The sequence below is a fragment of the Streptomyces hazeniae genome (genome assembly GCF_031845485.1).
In the GTDB taxonomy this organism is placed as follows: Bacteria; Actinomycetota; Actinomycetes; order Streptomycetales; family Streptomycetaceae; genus Streptomyces; species Streptomyces hazeniae.
Genome location: NZ_JAVREQ010000013.1, coordinates 153,770 through 169,742, shown reverse-complemented (window position 1 = coordinate 169,742; position 15,973 = coordinate 153,770). Strand labels below are relative to the sequence as shown.

Below are 15,973 nucleotides of genomic sequence, written 5' to 3'. Positions count from 1 at the left end.
CGGCACCTACACCAACATCTCGGGCGCCTACGGCAAGGGCACGGCGCTGGGTGCGGTGGCGGCCGGTGAGGGCGCGACCGGCGTGCTGGCCGTCATCATGCTCGCGTTGACGCTGCTGGGGCAGTCGGCCCCGGCCGTGGTCCGCCTCGGGTTGTGGGCCACGCCGGTCGCGGCATCGGTGATGGCTGCCATGGCCGCCGACGACCCCGCCACGACCGTGATCTATGCGGTGACGCCGCTGGGGATGTGCGTGGCCGCCGAGGGCATGGCGTTCGTCGCCCGCCGCATCGTCGTCTTCCAGACCGGCCGGGACGCCGAGGCCGAAGCATCCGCCGCCGCCCTCATGCGGTCACTCGCCTATCACCGGGCCCGCGCGGCGAACCACCCGGACGAGAAGATCCGGGCTCGGTCGGACAAGACCTCATGGCGGCTGGCGCGGAAGGCCGGCGCCGGGGACACCACCTTGAACACCGAACTCCTGGGCGTCCAGCGCTCCCGCGTCACCGCGGGCGCGGACACCGCGCTGGGCGAGATGTTCACCCTCCCCGGCACCGACCGCCCGGAACTCCCGGCCGCCGAGGAGGAGACCACCACCCCGGCGCCGGTTCCGGTGCGGTCGCTGCCGGACGTTCTGGAGGAGATCGGATGGTGCACCCCCGACACGTTCGGCGCGACCAGCAACCCGCACTACGAGGTGACCACCGAACGCCTCGACCAGCCGCGCGGGGAACTGGTCACCGCCACGACCGCCGAGGTAACCACCGGCACCGAGCACGACGACGCCCCGGCACCGGGGCGTGAGCCGGTGGCGGTACCGGCCGCCGAGGGGCGGGAGGTGGTCACCGAGAAGGTGACGCTCACGCCGTCTGACCTGCGCAAGAAGGCCCGTTCCCTGCACCGCAAGGCGGTCACCGCCGGGCGTCGCGGGGTGACCATCGACCAGCTCCGCGAGGAGCTGGGCCTGTCCCGCCGAGATGCGGCCGACCTGCGCCGCGACGTCGTGAACGGAGTGGAAGCGTGAGCGAGATCATCCGCGCGTCCTCGGACGCCACCGAGGCGGCCCGCCAGTCCGACCAGTTCGCCATTGCCCTCGCCGCCGTCCACGCCGCACAGCAACACCACCAGCACGAGCAGTCGGCGTGCCGGCACCACGGTTCCCCGGCACCCGCCACCTCGGGTGGGGGCGGGGTGAAGTGGCTGGCGGTCGGCATGGGTGGATCCGCCCTCCTGCTCTCCGTCGCCGTCTCGGCGGTCGCGGTCGCGGTCTCCGCCGTGGCGGTCACCGTGTGCCTGCTCATCCTGCGCTCCGTCCTGGCGGACGTGCGCAAGGGCCGCTGACCGGCTGCCCGATCCGCCCGGCCCACCCCGGCCGGGCGGTGAGGGGAGCCGGGACAGCCCCGGCCACGCCACCCCGAGAGAGGACGCCATGCCGAAGTTCTTCTACGCCCTCGCGATCGTCCTGTTCGTCACCGCCGGCGCCGTGTTCGTCGTCGGTGGTGACGGCCACCTCGGCCGCGGCTGGGCCTGCATCGCCTGCGGGCTCATGGCCTACGCCGTCGCTTCCGGCAAGACCCGCAAGAAGTGACCCGAGAGGAGACCCCCTGATGTCGCAGGAGTCCTGCAAGCAGTGCGAGGAGCACGCGAAGAAGCACGCCGACCTCTTCGGGATCGGCCCGAAGGAGGACTGCCCCGACTGCCTGGAGCACCTGGAGCTGCACAAGCGCGAACGCCGCATCCGCTGGTGGTGACCAGCCCCGGCCCCGACCATCCGGCCAACCCGCGAACCGCCGAACCCCGTGGAGGAGTCCGCATGTCCCGCATTGCCAACGTTCTCGCCGCCGTCGCCCCGCCGGCCGCCGCCCTGGGGGTGGCCAGCGCCGCCGCTGCCGTGGCCACCCCGGGCCTGCCCTGGCACGACGCCGTCGGGCTCGCCTGCGTCGCCATGGTGGCGTTCCTGACCGTCGACCGCCTCACCGGCGGCCGACTCGACGACGAAGAGACCGGCACCGACATCGAGCAGGAGGGCTGACCGATGGACCTGACCGCAGCCGAGTACCGGGCCAAGGCCGCCGAACTGCTTGCCCCCCGCCACTGCCTCAACCCCACGCCTGAACGCGTCGAGCAGGCCGCCGTGTGGGCCCGGCTCGCCGTTTCCGCCGCCATCAGCGAGACCAAGCAGGAGGACTGACCATGACCACTCCCGTCTACACCCGCTCCGAGAAGGCCCAGCGCGCCCGGCTGCTGCTCAAGGGCGCCAAGAACTGTTCCGGCGACGTCTCGCGGATCGAGGCGCAGATCGAGCGGATCGACCAGGCCGCCGCCGACCGGGGGCGGCGTGAGCACGAGGCGCACGCCCGTCGGCTGAACGAGGCCAAGGACGCCCTCGCCGCCGCCCGCGTCGCCGAGCGCACCGCCACCTCCCGCGAGGAGCGGCAGCGCGCCAAGGGCGAGCGGCGGGAGGCGGAGAAGCGGCTGCGGGCCGTGGAGCGCGCCGCCCGCTAAGCCCCGGTCGGGGCGGCCCACGCCGGCAAGCATCCGGGCCGCCCCGCCGGGCCCCAACCCCTCATCGAAGGAATCAGGAGAGCACCACGATGGCAGACACCCACGCCGCCGAGGCGGCCGACGCACCCCCGGCCGCCCCGCGGCTGTCCCTGGTCAAGAACACCAGCACCACCCCCGACGAGGCGACCGCGCCGCCCGCGACGGTGCCGCCGGTGCTGGTGCCCGTGCCGGTCGAACCGGCCCGCATAGAGCCCGCTGTGCGGCGGCGCCGGTTGCGGGCCCGGCACGCCGCCGGTGCGGTGCGCGCCGCGCTGACCGACGAGCGCACCCGCACCGCCGGACGCCTGGTCGCCCGGCACGGCATGTACGTGGTCGGCGGCACGCGGATCGTCGCGAAGCGGGCGTGGGACGGCCGCACCACCGCACGGTATGAGCGGATGATGCGCGCCGCCGAAGCGGCCGGGCAGCCCGATCGGGCCCTGGAGTGGGAGGCCCGTGCGGCGGCGTTCCGCTCCGCGCGGCACCAGCGGCGCATGGACCTGCTCAAGGCCCCGCAGAAGGCCGCCAAGGGCCTGGGAATTGGCGCCGCCGCCACCCAGGGCGCCCTGCTCGTCCTGGGCGGGATGATGGCCGTCTCCTCCGGACAGTGGTCCGACGTCATCGCGCCGACGATGGCGGTGATCGAGGCCGTGAACCTGCTGATCTTCGTCGTGGCGGTGGTGTGGGGGCCGCTGGTCGCCATCGCCCCCTGGGCCGCGCTGCTGGGCCTGTGGGCCGTCGGGCAGCGCCGTCAGGCCGCACCCCAGTGGGCCCTCCCCGCGCGGAACAACTCCGGTGGTGAGCCCATCACCCCCTCCATCGTGGTGCAGGCCCTGCGCCACCTGGGGGTGGCCGCGCTGCGCAACGCCATCAAGGAGATGGGCGACGCCGGCGCCGGGATGCTGGGACCGATCCGGATCGCCGGATGCGGCGTCGAAGTCGACGTCACTCTCCCCTCGGGGGTGTCCACCGATGAGGTGCAAAACCGGCGCCGGAAGCTCGCCGAGAACCTCTCCCGGCACGAACACGAGGTGTTCATCACCATCCCCGAAGCCGCTCGCACGGTGCGGCTGTGGATCGCGGATTCCGGCGCACTGGATGAGCCGATCGGCCCGTCCCCGCTGGTCACCGACCCCGACGCGAGCGGCGACTACAAGTCCGGCCGCGCACCGTGGGGCCAGGACCTGCGCGGCGACGGCGCGCTGATCAGCCTTTACCAGCGGCACATGCTCATCACCGGCCTGTCCAACCAGGGCAAGACCGCCTCCCTGCGGGCCCTGGCCTTGTGGCTCGCGCTCGACCCCACGGTCGAGTTCCGCATCGGAGACCTGAAGGGTGTGGGGGACTGGAAGCCCTTCGAGGGCATCGCCACCGTCCTGATCGAGGGTCCCACCGACGAGCACGTGGCCCAGGTCGTGGACATGGTCGAAGAGGGCGTCGCAGAGATGGAGCGCCGCATCCTGGCACCGGCCGGTACGAAGTTCCGGCCGTTGATCCTGCTGGTCGATGAGGCGCAGGTGGCGTTCATGTGCCCCGCCGTCAGCGCGGACAACCGGCCGCTGGACGAGAACGGCAAGCCCATCGGAGCCGCGGACAAGCGGCCGTTGGGCGGCACCAAGGCCACCAGCCGGTACTTCCAGGCCGCCCGGAAGCTCCACAACCAGGGCCGTGCGGTGGATGTGCTGCTGTGGCAGGGCACCCAGGACCCGACCGACCAGAACCTGCCCAAGCTCGTGCGCGAGGGCGCCCACATCCGCGCATCCCTCGTGCTGGGCACCGAGTCCCAGGCTTGCATGGCGCTGGGAGACAAGGCCGTCGACGGCGGCGCCGCCCCGCACAAGCTGCGCCAGGGCCTGGACAAGGGCACCGTCGTGGTGGCCGGTGACGGCGTGAAGCTCGCGCCGGGCCAGTCCTCCACCACCATCCGCACCCACTACATCAACGACGACGAAGCCGAACAGCTCGCCGTGAGGGCCAAGGCGGTGCGCGACGGGGTCACCACCGCCCACGCCGTCGCCACCGTTGAGGAACGCGACCACCTGGCCGACATCGCACATGTCGTCGGGGACGCGACGAAGCTGCTCACCCAGGACGTGCTCAAGCGGCTGGCGGCCCTGTGCGGCAGCGTCTACGGCCAGTGGTCGTTCATCGACCTCAAGCGCGCCCTGGACGGCACCGGCGCGGAGCCCTACAAGTCCGACGGGCGCATGCACATCAGCCGCGAACGCCTTCACCGCGCACTCGCCAACCGGCCCGAGGACGATTCCGCTTCCGCTCTCGGATAGAGGGAGCCGCACCCTTCGGGTCCAGGGAGGCAGGGAGAACTCCCTACCCCCCTCCCTGGACCCGCCTCCCTGTGGTTGATCAGCACAAACGACCTGCCAGGGAGGCAGGGAGGCACCCCCGGCGGCATGCCCCGCACCCCCTCCACACGCACCCCGACAGGGGGTGCCCCAACCTCCCTGAACCACCACCACGACACATTCCGCTTCCACGGCAGGGCAGAGGCGACCGCCCCTCTCGCCAAAGAATGCGCGGTCGCCCCGGCCCTCCTGCACAGCCCCAAGAGACTGAGGAGGTCTCCCAGCATGACCCATCACCCACCCACCGCGCTGGTCTCGGCAGCGCTGGATGCCGCCGCCCGCGGCTGGCCCGTCTTCCCCCTCCGCCCCGGCGCCAAAGCACCGGCGCTGCACGGTGAGGAGCGCTGCCCCCGCACCGGGGACTGCGCGGCCGGCCACGCGAAGTGGGAGCAGCGCGCCACCACCGACCCCGACCGCATCCGGGCCTGCTGGGCTGCGGGCGGGTTCAACGTCGGGATCGCCACCGGCCCGGCCGGGCTGGTCGTCATCGACATGGACAAGCCCAAGGACAAGAGCAAGACCGACCTGCCTGACGGCAGGGCGACCTTCGAGGCGCTCTGCGAGCGCACCGAGCACGTAGTCCCGGTGACGCGCACGGTGCGGACTGCAAGCGGTGGGGAGCACCTGTACTTCACCGCCCCCGAGGGAGTGCGGCTCGGCAACAGCGCGGGCAGGCTCGGGAAGCTGATCGACACCCGCGCCCATGGCGGATACGTCGTCGCCCCCGGCAGCACCACCCCGGCAGGCGCGTACGAGGTGACCGACGACGCCCCGGTCGTACCGCTGCCCGGTTGGCTGCGGGACGCGCTCACGCCCGCTCAGCGGCCCATGCGGCCCGTCGTAGCTCCGGTGGCGCGGGACGCGTCTCGGTACGCGCTGGCGGCGCTGCGGAACGAGACGGCGAACGTCGCTGCTGCGGGGGAGGGTTGCCGGAACTGGACGCTCACCCGAGCCGCCCGCGCGCTGGGTCGGCTGGTGGCGTCCGGCGACCTCGCCCGCGAGGTGGTGGAGGAGGCTCTTAGGCAGGCGGGGGAGTCGGCCGGCCTGCGCCCGCGCTACTGCGACGGGGTGATCACCAGCGCTTTGAACTGGTCGATCGCCCACAACCCCGGGCAGGCGGCATGACCGCCCCCGGAACTCCCCGTCCTAAGAGCCCAACCGGCCGCCACGACCCGGCCGCACCCGCCCAACGACCGGACGACGTACCGGCCGTGGGCGCCGAGAAGGACGCCGCCGAAGGCGTCGTAGTAGCTCTTCGCCTTGACCCGCACCCGGCAGCCGGGCCTCAGCCCATGGGGTGGCTGCGGATCACCGCGCCGGGTCGCGGGGCGGTGCCGACCGCGCATTCGTGGTGCGCCTGCGGACGCGACCGCAGCGCCGTCGGACACCGCAAGGTCCCCGCCCTGGTCGAAGAGCACACCGCCCACCGCACCGCCTGCCCGCTGCTGGTGGGCCGTACTGAGGAGACTGCCGCATGACCGCCATCGACGGCCCGGCCCTGCTGGACGAGATCGAGCGCTTCCACCGCCGCTTCAACGCCTTCCCCTCCGAGGCTGCGTACGTGGCCACGGTGTTGTGGGACGCGCACACCCACCTGCTCGACTGCTTCGACTCCACCCCCAGGTTGGCGTTCCTCTCCCCGGAGCCGGGGTCGGGCAAGACCCGCGCCCTGGAGGTCATCGCCACCCTGGTGCCCCGGCCGATGCACGCCGTCAACGCCTCGCCAGCCGCCCTCTTCCGCGCGGTCGCGGACGAAACCGGGCGGCCGGTGATCCTCTTCGACGAGATCGACACCGTGTTCGGTGCCAAGGCCAAGGACGCGAACGAGGACCTGCGCGGGCTGCTGAACGCCGGGCACCGCCGCTCCGGAGTCTCCTACCGGTGCGTGGCCGACGGGCAGGGAAACCAGTCCGTGGTGCCCTTCCCCTCGTACTGCGCCGTCGCCCTCGGGGGGTTGGGCACGCTGCCGGACACGATCCTGGCCCGCTCCATCGTGGTCCGCATGCGCCGCCGCGCACGCCACGAGACCGTGGAGCCCTTCCGCGCCCGCATCCACGAGAAGGAAGGCAATCAACTGCGGGACCAGCTCGCCCAGTGGGCCGAGCAAATCACCGAAAAGGTCGACGGCGCGTGGCCCGTCATGCCCGACGGCATCACCGACCGCCCGGCCGACGTGTGGGAACCCCTCCTCGCCGTCGCCGACGCCGCAGGCGGACGCTGGCCCGAACGAGCCCGCGCCGCCTGCGTGGAGCTGGTCACGGCTGTGGACGAGGACGACCGCGCGTCGCTGGGGGTGAAGCTGCTCACCGACCTGCGCGACGCCGTGTTCCCCGGCGAGAGCGCCGTGTCGACGGTGGAGATCCTGCACCTGCTCAACGCCATGGAAGACGCCCCCTGGGGCGACCTGGACGGCCGCCCCCTCACCGCGCGGGGGCTCTCCCGGATGCTCGGGGAGTACGTCACTGGCCGGGGCAAGCGGATCAGGTCCCGCACCATCCGCATCGGCGGACAGCCCACCAAGGGCTACCACGTCGAAGACCTCGCGGACGCCTGGGCCCGCTACTGCCCCGCCCCTCCCGGGGGCGGCCCGCAGAACTCGGTTACACCGGTTACAACCCCCCTCACACCCACGCTGACCAGCGACGAAGCAGTAACCCCGGAAGGAGCCTGTAACCGTAACGGTGCCGTTTCGCAGGCACCCGCCACCACCGCGCCGTAGCCGCACCGTTCCGGTTACACCCCCAGCACCGGTTACAGAAAACCGGCCGCTGACCTGCGACGTAACCGCGTAACCCCCGTAACCGACTTCCGGAGGAGGAAGCCAGTGAGTACCGCCCTCACCACGCCTGCCGAGCGACTGCTCTACAAGCCCGCTGATGCCGCAGAAGTCCTCAGTGTCGGCCGGTCCACCGTCTACGAGCTGGTGGCCGAAGGCGTGTTGAAGTCCACGAAGGTCCGCGGTTCCATGCGCATCCGCCGCAGCGACCTCGAACACTACGTCGCCAACCTCGCGATCGTGACCCGCTGAACGAACAACCCGTGCAAGGGCGGCCCCTCCTCTGGGGCCGCCCTTGCGCATGGAGGAACCGAACGTGAGCCCTCGCAAGGCCAACATGGAGTCCAGCATCTACCTGGGGACGGACGGCTGGTGGCACGGCCGCGTCACGATGGGCGCCAAGGACGACGGAAGCCCAGACCGCCGGCACCGACGCGCACGCACCGAAGCCGAGGTACGCCGCAAAGTCCGCGCACTGGAGAAGCAGCGCGACGCCGGACGTGCCCCCAAGGCCGGGCGCGCACCCACCGTCGAGCAGTGGATGACGACCTACCTGACGGACATCGCCAGTCTCAAGCTGCGACCGCGATCCCTGGACGACTACTGGTCGAAGACGCGAAACGACATCATCCCCGGCGTCGGCCAGCACCGGCTCGACAAGCTCGCGCCGGAACACCTGCAGCGCATGTACCGCAAGATGCTGGACGCCGGTCGCGCCCCCTCCCACGTCCTGAAGGTCCACCGCATCCTGTCCCGCGCACTGAAGATCGCTCACCGCAGGCGGATGATCAGCGAGAACGTCGCCACGTTGGTCGACCCTCCGTCGGTGGACGAGACGGAAGCGAACCCCTTCAGCCAGGCAGAAGCCAAAGCCTTCCTCGAGGCGGCGCTGAAGCGACCGACCTTCGTCCGCTGGGTGATCGGGGTCGGGATGGGCTTCCGGCAGGGCGAGTCCCTGGGCCTGCGCTGGTCCTACGTGGACCTGGAGAACGGCCTGTTCCACCCTCAATGGCAGCTTCAGCGCCTCACCTGGCGCCACGGCTGCGCGGACGCTCATGCGTGCGGTGAGCGCCTGCACCGTTTCGAGGCATGCCCGAAGGACTGCACGCAGCACAAGAGCTACAAGCGCGGCTGCCCGAGTCCCTGCCCGAAGGGCTGCACCCGCCACGCGAGTGCCTGCCCGGACCGGAAGGGCGGCGGTCTGGTGTTCACCCGGCCCAAGACCAAGAAGAGCCGCGATGCGGTGCCCATCCCTCCTGCGTTCATCCCGCTGCTCACTGATCACAAGGCCGAGCAGGACGCCCAGCGAGAGGCGATGGCCGATCTCTGGGAAGACAACGACGTGGTGTTCGCCCGCCCTGACGGCCGCCCCATCGACCCGCGGCAGGACTGGGAGGAGTTCAAGGACCTGCTCGCAGAGGCGGGCATCGATGACCGCCGCCTGTACGACGGCAGCCGTCACACCGCCGGCACGATCCTCAACGAGCTGGGCGTCGACATGCCCACCATCATGGAGATCCTGCGGCACACCCAGATCAGCCAGACCCGCCGGTACGTGAAGGGCCGGTCTCATCTCTCGAAGGACGCCATGCGGCGCATGGGGGACGCCTTCCTCCCCCGCCCGCAGGCCCCGACTGAGACCAGAACTGAGACCACCGACGCGCGGACCGCCCGCGCACGGCGTCGCCGCCGCATCCGCTGACGAGAAAAGCCCAGGTCACATTGGGTGTGACCTGGGCTTCAGTGGAGCCGCCTAGGGGAGTCGAACCCCTGACCTACGCATTACGAGTGCGTCGCTCTGGCCGACTGAGCTAAGGCGGCGTGCGCTCGTGCCATGGTGGCGTGAGCAGCGGGATGAAGTCTACAGGGTTTGCCGGGGTGCCCCGGACCGGGGGCACCCCGGGTGCTGATGGGGTCAGGAGCAGCGCTTGCCCTCGGGCGGCATGTCGCCGTCGACGAAGTAGCGGGTGATCGCCTCGTCGATGCACCGGCTGCCCTGCATGAAGGCGGTGTGGCCGTCGCCGTCGTAGGTCAGCAGGTCGGCGGTCTTCATCTGGCCGGCGAGGCCCTGGGCCCAGGCGTACGGGGTGGCCGGGTCGCGGGTGGTGCCGACGACGATCATGGGCGCCGCCCCGTTCGCCGCGATGCGGTGCGGCTCGCCCGTGGGCTCGACCTGCCAGTAGGCGCAGTTCAGCGAGGCCCAGGCGAAGGTGCGGCCGAAGACGGGGGACACCTTCTCGAAGGAGGCCACCCCGTCCCTGACCTCTGCCGGGCCGGAGAAGGCCGGCGGGAGGTCGAGGCAGTTCACGGCCGGGTTGGCGAACATGATGTTGCCGTAGGAGCCGTCGGCCGCGCGCTCGTAGTAGGCGTCGGCGAGGGTGAGCAGGCCGGCGCCGTCGCCTTCCATCCCGTCGGCGAGAGCGGCGCGCAGACGCGGCCAGTACACCTGTGTGTACATGGCCTGGATGACGCCCGTGGTGGCCAGCGACTCGGTCAGCGTGCGGGACTCGCCGGTCTCCAGCGGCTCGTCGTCGACCTTCTCGAAGAACGCGCCGAGCTTCTTGCCCGCCTGCCGGGTGGTGCCGTTGCCGAGCGGGCAGTTGCGCCGTTCGACGCAGTCCTCGGCGAAGGCGCGGAAGGCGGTGGCGAAGCCGCCCGTCTGCTGCCGGTTGATGTCGACGGCTTCCAGCGAGGGGTCCATCGCGCCGTCGAGCACGAGGCGGCCGGTGCGGGAGGGGAAGAGGCCCGCGTAGGTCGCGCCCAGGTAGGTCCCGTAGGAGGCGCCGTAGTAGGAGAGCTTCTCGTCGCCCAGGGCGGCGCGCAGGACGTCCATGTCGCGGGCGACGTCGCGGGTGGAGACGTGAGCGAGGAGGCCGCTGGTGCGCTGCTCGCAGCCCTCGGCGAAGTTCTTGTACGCGGTGACCAGCTTGTCGACCTCGCCCGGGTCGTCGGGCGTCTGGTCGGTGCGGGTGTAGCCGTCCATCTCCCGGTCGGAGAGGCACTCGACGGGCTCGCTGCGTCCGACGCCGCGCGGGTCCATGCCGACGATGTCGTAGTTCTCGCGGAGTTCGGCCGGGAAGCCCACGGCAGCGGCCTGCTGCAGGTAGTCGATCGCGGACCCGCCGGGGCCGCCCGGGTTCACCATCAGGGAGCCGGTGGGGTCGCCCCCGCCCGGCGCCTTCTTGCGGGAGACCGCGAGCTGGAGGTCGGAGTCCGCGGAGGGGTCGTCGTAGTCCAGCGGCACGGTGAGGTTCGCGCACTCGAAGCCGATGGTGCCGCACTCGCCCCACTTCAGGTCCTGCTCGTAGTACGTCTGCAGTCCGGCGGGGATCTTCTTCGGCAGGGGACGCAGCGGAGCGGCGTCACCGCCCGGTGGACGGGTGCTGGTGGGCAGCGGCTGCTTGCTCTCCGACTTGTCCGACCCGCCGTCGTCCGAGGTGCAGCCGGAGACCAGCAGCGCGGCGCCGACCACGACGGCTGTGGAGGAACGGAGCACACGCCTGAATTCCATGACGAACGTTTCCCTTGGTTGGCGGCGGGTCGCGGGAGCGAACCGGATACGGGCCGATCTTCGGAGCGTATCCGGACAAGTGGTCAGCCCGCGCGCAGCGACATCGCCATCGCCTCCACCGCGAGCAGCGGCGCGACGTTGCGGTCCAGGGCCGTACGGCACTCCAGGATCGCGTCGATGCGGCGCAGCGTCTGCTCGGGCCGGGAGCGCGCGGCGAGCTGCGCGACGGCGTCGCCGGTCTCCTCGTCGGCGAGGGCCGCGGCCGAGCCGAACTGTCTGGCCAGCACGTCGCGGTAGAAGCCGGTCAGGTCGGTGAGGGCCAGGTCGAGGGAGTCGCGCTGGGTGCGGGTCGCACGGCGCTTCTGGCGGTCCTCCAGCTCCTTCATCGCGCCCGCGGTGCCGCGGGGCAGCCGCTTCCCCTCGGCGGCGCCGAGGGCGGCCCGCAGCTTCTCCGTCTCCTTGGCGTCGCTCTCCTCCGCGGCCTGCTTGGCGTCCTCGGCCGCGGCGTCGACCAGTTCCTGGGCCGCCTTGAGCGCGCCGCCGATGTCCGCGACGCGCTCCGGGAGGCGGAGCACCGCGGCGCGGCGGGCGCGGGCCCGCTCGTCGGTGGCGAGGCGGCGCGCCCGGCCGATGTGTCCCTGAGTGGCGCGGGCGGCGGCCGCGGCGGGGCCCGGTTCGACGCCGTCCCGTCGGACCAGCACGTCCGCGACGGCGTCCACCGGCGGCGTACGGAGGGAGAGGGTGCGGCAGCGGGAACGGATGGTGGGCAGGACGTCCTCGGTGGACGGCGCGCACAGCAGCCACACGGTGCGCGACGCGGGCTCCTCGACGGCCTTCAGCAGCACGTTCCCCGCGCCCTCGGTGAGACGGTCGGCGTCCTCCAGCACGATCACCTGCCAGCGTCCGCCGGCCGGCGACATCTGGGCGCGGCGTACCAGGTCGCGGGTCTCCTTGACGCCGATGGTGAGCAGGTCGGTGCGGACCACCTCGACGTCGGCGTGCGTGCCGACGAGGGAGGTGTGGCAGCCGTCGCAGAAGCCGCAGCCGGGCTGCCCGCCCAGGGCACGGTCCGGGCTGACGCACTGGAGCGCGGCGGCGAAGGCGCGGGCGGCGGTGGAACGGCCGCAGCCCGGCGGGCCGGTGAACAGCCAGGCGTGCGTCATGGCGGAGCCGGACAGGGCGACCGGCTCGCCGGTCGCCTCCGCGGTGACGTACGCGTCCGCGTCCCGGGCGGCGGCGGCGAGCTGCTCGACGGCCCGCGCCTGGCCGACGACGTCGTCCCATACGGGCATGTGGGGCCGTCCTCTCCGCGACGTGCGCTGCGCTGTGCGGTTCCCATTGTGCGGGACGCCTGTGACAGCTCCTTGCCGGTGCCGGGCAACATGCCCCGTCGACCGGAACGGCGCGCGGCCTTCGGCGGGGCGCTTCCGGGGAGGGGAACGGCCGTGGGGCGACGGCGGATCCGTCGGGGGCCACCGAACGGGCTCGTCCGTCCCGCGCCGCGGACCTTCCCCCGGGCCGGGGCGTCGCGGGCACGGTGCAATGCCCCCGGGCCTGCCGCTACCGCCGGGGAACGCGGGGCCGACGTGCTCTGCGGTTCACCGGCGTGCGTGCCGGGGTGGCGCCGTGCGTGCCTCCGCCCGGCGTCCGCCGCGCATCGCCGCGGCGGACGCGGGCGCGGTGAGCCACCGGCACCGGCACCGGCCGCGGCCGCGTCAGCGGTCGCGGCGGCGGTCGCCCCGGTCCTCGTCCTCGTCGCGCGAGCCGAGCAGCTCGTCCGCGAGCGTCGGCATGTCGTCCAGCGGGGTCTCCTCCGCCCACTCGCGGCGCCGACGACGGCCCTTCCGCCCGCCGTTCTCCTGGCCGGACTCGTCCTCGACGCGCGGCATCTCCCGGGTGCGTTCGACCTGGGGGACCTCCGCGGTCTCCTCGTCCGGCGAGACGGCGGGGAGGACGGTCGTCTCGTCCTCGGCCGGCGCATCGGCCCCGGGTGTCTGCTGCGGGAGCTGGGTCGTCTCCTCGCTGTCCGGGTCGCCGTCGCGGGCCGGTCCGGACGCGGTGTCCTTGCGCATGTCGATACGCGGCATCGGCGCGGTCCCGGCGGCGTCCTCGCGGCGGGTGGATTCGGCCTCCCGTGCCTGCTCCGCCCGCATCAGCGACTCCTCCGCCTTGCGCTGCTTCTCCAGGCGGCGCTCCTCGGCCTCGGCACGGAGGCGGGTCTCCTCCTCGGCGAGCCGGCGGCGGCGTTCCTCCTCCTCGCGGCGGGTGCGCTCCTCCGCCTCGCGGCGTTCGCGCTCCTCCTCCGCACGACGGCGCTGCTCCTCGGCACGCCGCCGCGCCTCCTCCGCGCGGCGGGCCTCCTCCTGCTGCCGCTCCTGCTCCTCCTGGCGGCGCTTCTCCTCCGCCTCGGCCTCCCGGAGCCTGCGCAACTGCTCCTGCCGCTCCCGCTCCTGGCGTTCCTCCTCGGCCTTGCGGGCGGCCTCCTCCTCGGCGCGGCGGCGGGCCTCCTCCTCGGCCGCCCTGCGGGCGTCCTCGCGGGCCTGCACCTCCTGCTCGGAGAGCGGCAGCACCTGGTCCAGCCGGTGACGTACGACGGTGGTGACGGCCTCGGGCTCCTGACCGGCGTCGACGACGACGTACCGGGCGGGGTCGGCGGCGGCCAGCGACAGGAAGCCGGAGCGGACGCGCTGGTGGAAGGCGTCCGGCTCGGACTCCAGCCGGTCCGGGGCCTCGGTGAAGCGTTCCCGCGCGGTCTGCGGCGAGATGTCGAGCAGAACGGTCAGGTGGGGCACCAGGCCGTCCGTGGCCCAGCGGGAGATCCGTGCGATCTCGGTGGGCGAGAGGTCCCGTCCGGCGCCCTGGTAGGCGACGGAGGAGTCGATGTAGCGGTCGGAGAGGACGACGGCCCCGCGTTCGAGCGCCGGCCGGACGACGGTGTCGACGTGTTCGGCCCGGTCCGCCGCGTAGAGCAGGGCCTCGGCGCGGTCGGAGAGGCCGGCGGAGGAGACGTCCAGCAGGATCGCGCGGAGCCGCTTGCCGATGGGGGTGGCGCCCGGCTCTCGGGTCACCACGACCTCGTGGCCCTTGCCGCGTATCCACTCCGCCAACGCCTCGACCTGGGTCGACTTGCCGGCGCCGTCGCCGCCTTCGACGGCGATGAAGAAGCCGCTCGCGGCGGGTGCCTGGGCCGGCTCGGCACCGCGCAGGGCTTCCCGCAGGTCGCGGCGCAGCGGTACGCCGTGGCGGTCGTCGGTGCGGCCGAGCACGAGGGCGGCGACCGGCAGCAGCAGGGCGCCGGCGAGCATCAGCACGAACGCGGCGCCGTCGTGCTCGAAGACGAAGTCGCCGGCCTGCACGCGGTGCGGGCCGATGAACGCGGCCAGCACGGGTGCGACGACCGCGGTCAGCGCCACCGTGACGCGGACGACGGCCTGGAGGTGCGCGGTGAGACGGGCGCGGCGGGGCTCCTCGGTCTCCTGGTCCAGCAGGGTGTGGCCGGTGTGCGCGGCGACGCCGGCGGCGAGGCCGGAGAGCAGAGCCAGGCCGAGCATCGTCGCGGTGTCCGGCGTGAGGCCCGTCGCGAGCAGGGCCACGCCGGTGACGGCGACGGCGACGGCGAACAGGCGGCGGCGGGACAGGGCGGGCAGCACGCGCGGGGCGAGCCGGATGCCGAGGGCGGTGCCGCCGGTGAGGGCGAGCACCAGCAGGCCGAACGCCACCGGACCGCCGCCGAGGCTGGCGGCTTCCAGCGCGGCCACGGAGACGGCCGCGCCGATGGCGCCGGCGAGCGCCGCGCAGCCGAGGACGAGCAGGGGGACCGCGCCCGTGCGGCCCTTCTCCCGGGCGTCGTCCCTGCGCGGGCGGCGCAGGCCCTGGAGGGGCGAACGGGGGCGCGGCGTCGCGGAGTCGGGAAGTTCGAGGAAGGCCAGGACGGACAGCGAACCGGCGAAGAGACCGGCGGCGACGTACCCGCCGAGCGCTGCCTGGTGGGTGGTGAACCAGTCGATGCCGGAACCGAGCAGGTTGGAGACGAGCGTGATCACCACCAGTCCGGCGGCGGCGATGGGGAAGGCGACGAAGCCGGTGCGTGTCCACAGGCGGCGCAGCGCGTCGGCGTGGTCGGGCAGCGGGCGCACGGCGGCGCCCTCCGGCGGGGGCGCGGGCAGCAGCGCGGGGGCGGTGCTGTCCTTGGCCACGGCGAACACGCGCTCCGCGGCGCCGGTGACGAAGACGGTCGCCAGGATCGCGACGAAGGCGGTCCTGGGCACCCAGTCGTTCCACAGCGGGGCGATGATCAGCACGACCGCACGCAGCCCGTCGGCGACCATCATCGTCCAGCGCCGGTCCAGCGGGCCGCCGGAGGCGGTGAGCGAGGAGAGCGGGCCGAGCAGCACGGCGCCGAAGAGCAGGGTGGCCAGTAGGCGTGCCCCGAACACGGCGGCCACGACGAAGGCGACCCCGCGGTAGCCGCCGCCGAAGACCGGGTCGCCGCCGACGACGGGGGCGATCACGGCGGCCTTGAGTGCGAGCAGCAACAGGACCAGCAGTCCGAGGACATCGGCGACGCCGCCGGTGAACTGGGCGCTCCACAACCGCCGTAGCGGGCCGTAGCGAAGAAGTGCGCCGACGGCACGCTCGCGTGAGTCCGCGGCGAGGGCGTCGTCCGCGGCGGAGTTGTCCGTGTCCACGCCAGTCGGCTGCTCTGAACGCGTCATCCTGCCAGCGTATAGGGCGCCGCCGACAGCACGAGCGGCCGCCCGAACATTCGCACGCCTCCGCAGG

General features: G+C 73.0%; 16 protein-coding genes and 1 tRNA gene. 13 read left to right on the top strand and 4 right to left on the bottom strand.

Features of this window, described 5'->3' with window-relative positions:
• From RM572_RS16215 to RM572_RS16155, 13 genes are all read left to right on the top strand, one after another.
• On the top strand, positions 1-1,021 hold a 1,021-nt coding region (locus RM572_RS16215), incomplete at its 5' end, for a conjugal transfer protein (RefSeq protein WP_311674053.1).
• Positions 1,018-1,338, top strand: coding sequence for a hypothetical protein (locus RM572_RS16210; RefSeq protein WP_311674052.1), 321 nt, complete (start codon positions 1,018-1,020; stop codon positions 1,336-1,338). The genes RM572_RS16215 and RM572_RS16210, both read left to right, overlap by 4 nt.
• Positions 1,339-1,426: 88 nt before the next feature.
• Positions 1,427-1,585 carry a hypothetical protein gene (locus RM572_RS16205; protein ID WP_311674051.1) on the top strand — a complete coding sequence of 53 codons (159 nt, stop codon included), beginning with the start codon at positions 1,427-1,429 and terminating at the stop codon, positions 1,583-1,585.
• Positions 1,586-1,604: 19 nt separating this feature from the next.
• On the top strand, positions 1,605-1,748 hold the full coding sequence (locus RM572_RS16200; protein WP_311674050.1) for a pRL2-8: 144 nt from the start codon (positions 1,605-1,607) through the stop codon (positions 1,746-1,748).
• A 62-nt stretch (positions 1,749-1,810) separates the two neighbouring features.
• Positions 1,811-2,029, top strand: coding sequence for a hypothetical protein (locus RM572_RS16195; RefSeq protein WP_311674049.1), 219 nt, complete (start codon positions 1,811-1,813; stop codon positions 2,027-2,029).
• A gap of 3 nt (positions 2,030-2,032) precedes the next feature.
• Positions 2,033-2,188 carry a hypothetical protein gene (locus tag RM572_RS16190; protein WP_311674048.1) on the top strand — a complete coding sequence of 52 codons (156 nt, stop codon included), beginning with the start codon at positions 2,033-2,035 and terminating at the stop codon, positions 2,186-2,188.
• Positions 2,189-2,190: 2 nt separating this feature from the next.
• The gene (locus RM572_RS16185; RefSeq protein ID WP_311674047.1) at positions 2,191-2,502 is read left to right on the top strand and encodes a hypothetical protein; all 312 of its coding nucleotides are present in this window, start codon (positions 2,191-2,193) and stop codon (positions 2,500-2,502) included.
• A gap of 89 nt (positions 2,503-2,591) precedes the next feature.
• A complete protein-coding gene (locus tag RM572_RS16180) occupies positions 2,592-4,826 on the top strand; it encodes an ATP-binding protein (protein ID WP_311674046.1) in 2,235 nt (744 codons plus the stop codon).
• A gap of 303 nt (positions 4,827-5,129) precedes the next feature.
• The gene (locus tag RM572_RS16175) at positions 5,130-6,029 is read left to right on the top strand and encodes a bifunctional DNA primase/polymerase (RefSeq protein ID WP_311674045.1); all 900 of its coding nucleotides are present in this window, start codon (positions 5,130-5,132) and stop codon (positions 6,027-6,029) included.
• Positions 6,026-6,382: a hypothetical protein gene (locus RM572_RS16170; protein WP_311674044.1), complete on the top strand. Its 357-nt coding sequence runs from the start codon at positions 6,026-6,028 to the stop codon at positions 6,380-6,382. The genes RM572_RS16175 and RM572_RS16170 overlap by 4 nt, the downstream gene beginning before the upstream one ends.
• Positions 6,379-7,623, top strand: coding sequence for a DUF3631 domain-containing protein (locus RM572_RS16165; protein ID WP_311674043.1), 1,245 nt, complete (start codon positions 6,379-6,381; stop codon positions 7,621-7,623). The genes RM572_RS16170 and RM572_RS16165 overlap by 4 nt, the downstream gene beginning before the upstream one ends.
• 105 nt (positions 7,624-7,728) lie before the next feature.
• A complete protein-coding gene (locus RM572_RS16160) occupies positions 7,729-7,932 on the top strand; it encodes a helix-turn-helix domain-containing protein (protein ID WP_311674042.1) in 204 nt (67 codons plus the stop codon).
• A 64-nt stretch (positions 7,933-7,996) separates the two neighbouring features.
• Positions 7,997-9,382, top strand: coding sequence for a tyrosine-type recombinase/integrase (locus tag RM572_RS16155; RefSeq protein WP_311674041.1), 1,386 nt, complete (start codon positions 7,997-7,999; stop codon positions 9,380-9,382).
• Between the two features lie 42 nt (positions 9,383-9,424).
• Here RM572_RS16155 and RM572_RS16150 read toward each other — a convergent pair.
• The 4 genes from RM572_RS16150 to tmk form a co-directional block, all read right to left on the bottom strand.
• A tRNA-Thr gene (locus RM572_RS16150) sits at positions 9,425-9,501 on the bottom strand.
• Positions 9,502-9,595: 94 nt separating this feature from the next.
• Entirely contained in the window at positions 9,596-11,191 is a 1,596-nt protein-coding gene (locus RM572_RS16145) for an alpha/beta hydrolase (protein WP_311674040.1), read from the bottom strand.
• 83 nt (positions 11,192-11,274) lie between these two features.
• Positions 11,275-12,483 carry a DNA polymerase III subunit delta' gene (locus tag RM572_RS16140; protein WP_311674039.1) on the bottom strand — a complete coding sequence of 403 codons (1,209 nt, stop codon included), beginning with the start codon at positions 12,481-12,483 and terminating at the stop codon, positions 11,275-11,277.
• A gap of 423 nt (positions 12,484-12,906) precedes the next feature.
• Positions 12,907-15,906 (bottom strand): dTMP kinase, encoded by a 3,000-nt coding sequence (gene tmk, locus RM572_RS16135; RefSeq protein WP_311674038.1) that lies wholly within the window; start codon positions 15,904-15,906, stop codon positions 12,907-12,909.
• Positions 15,907-15,973: the final 67 nt, after the last annotated feature.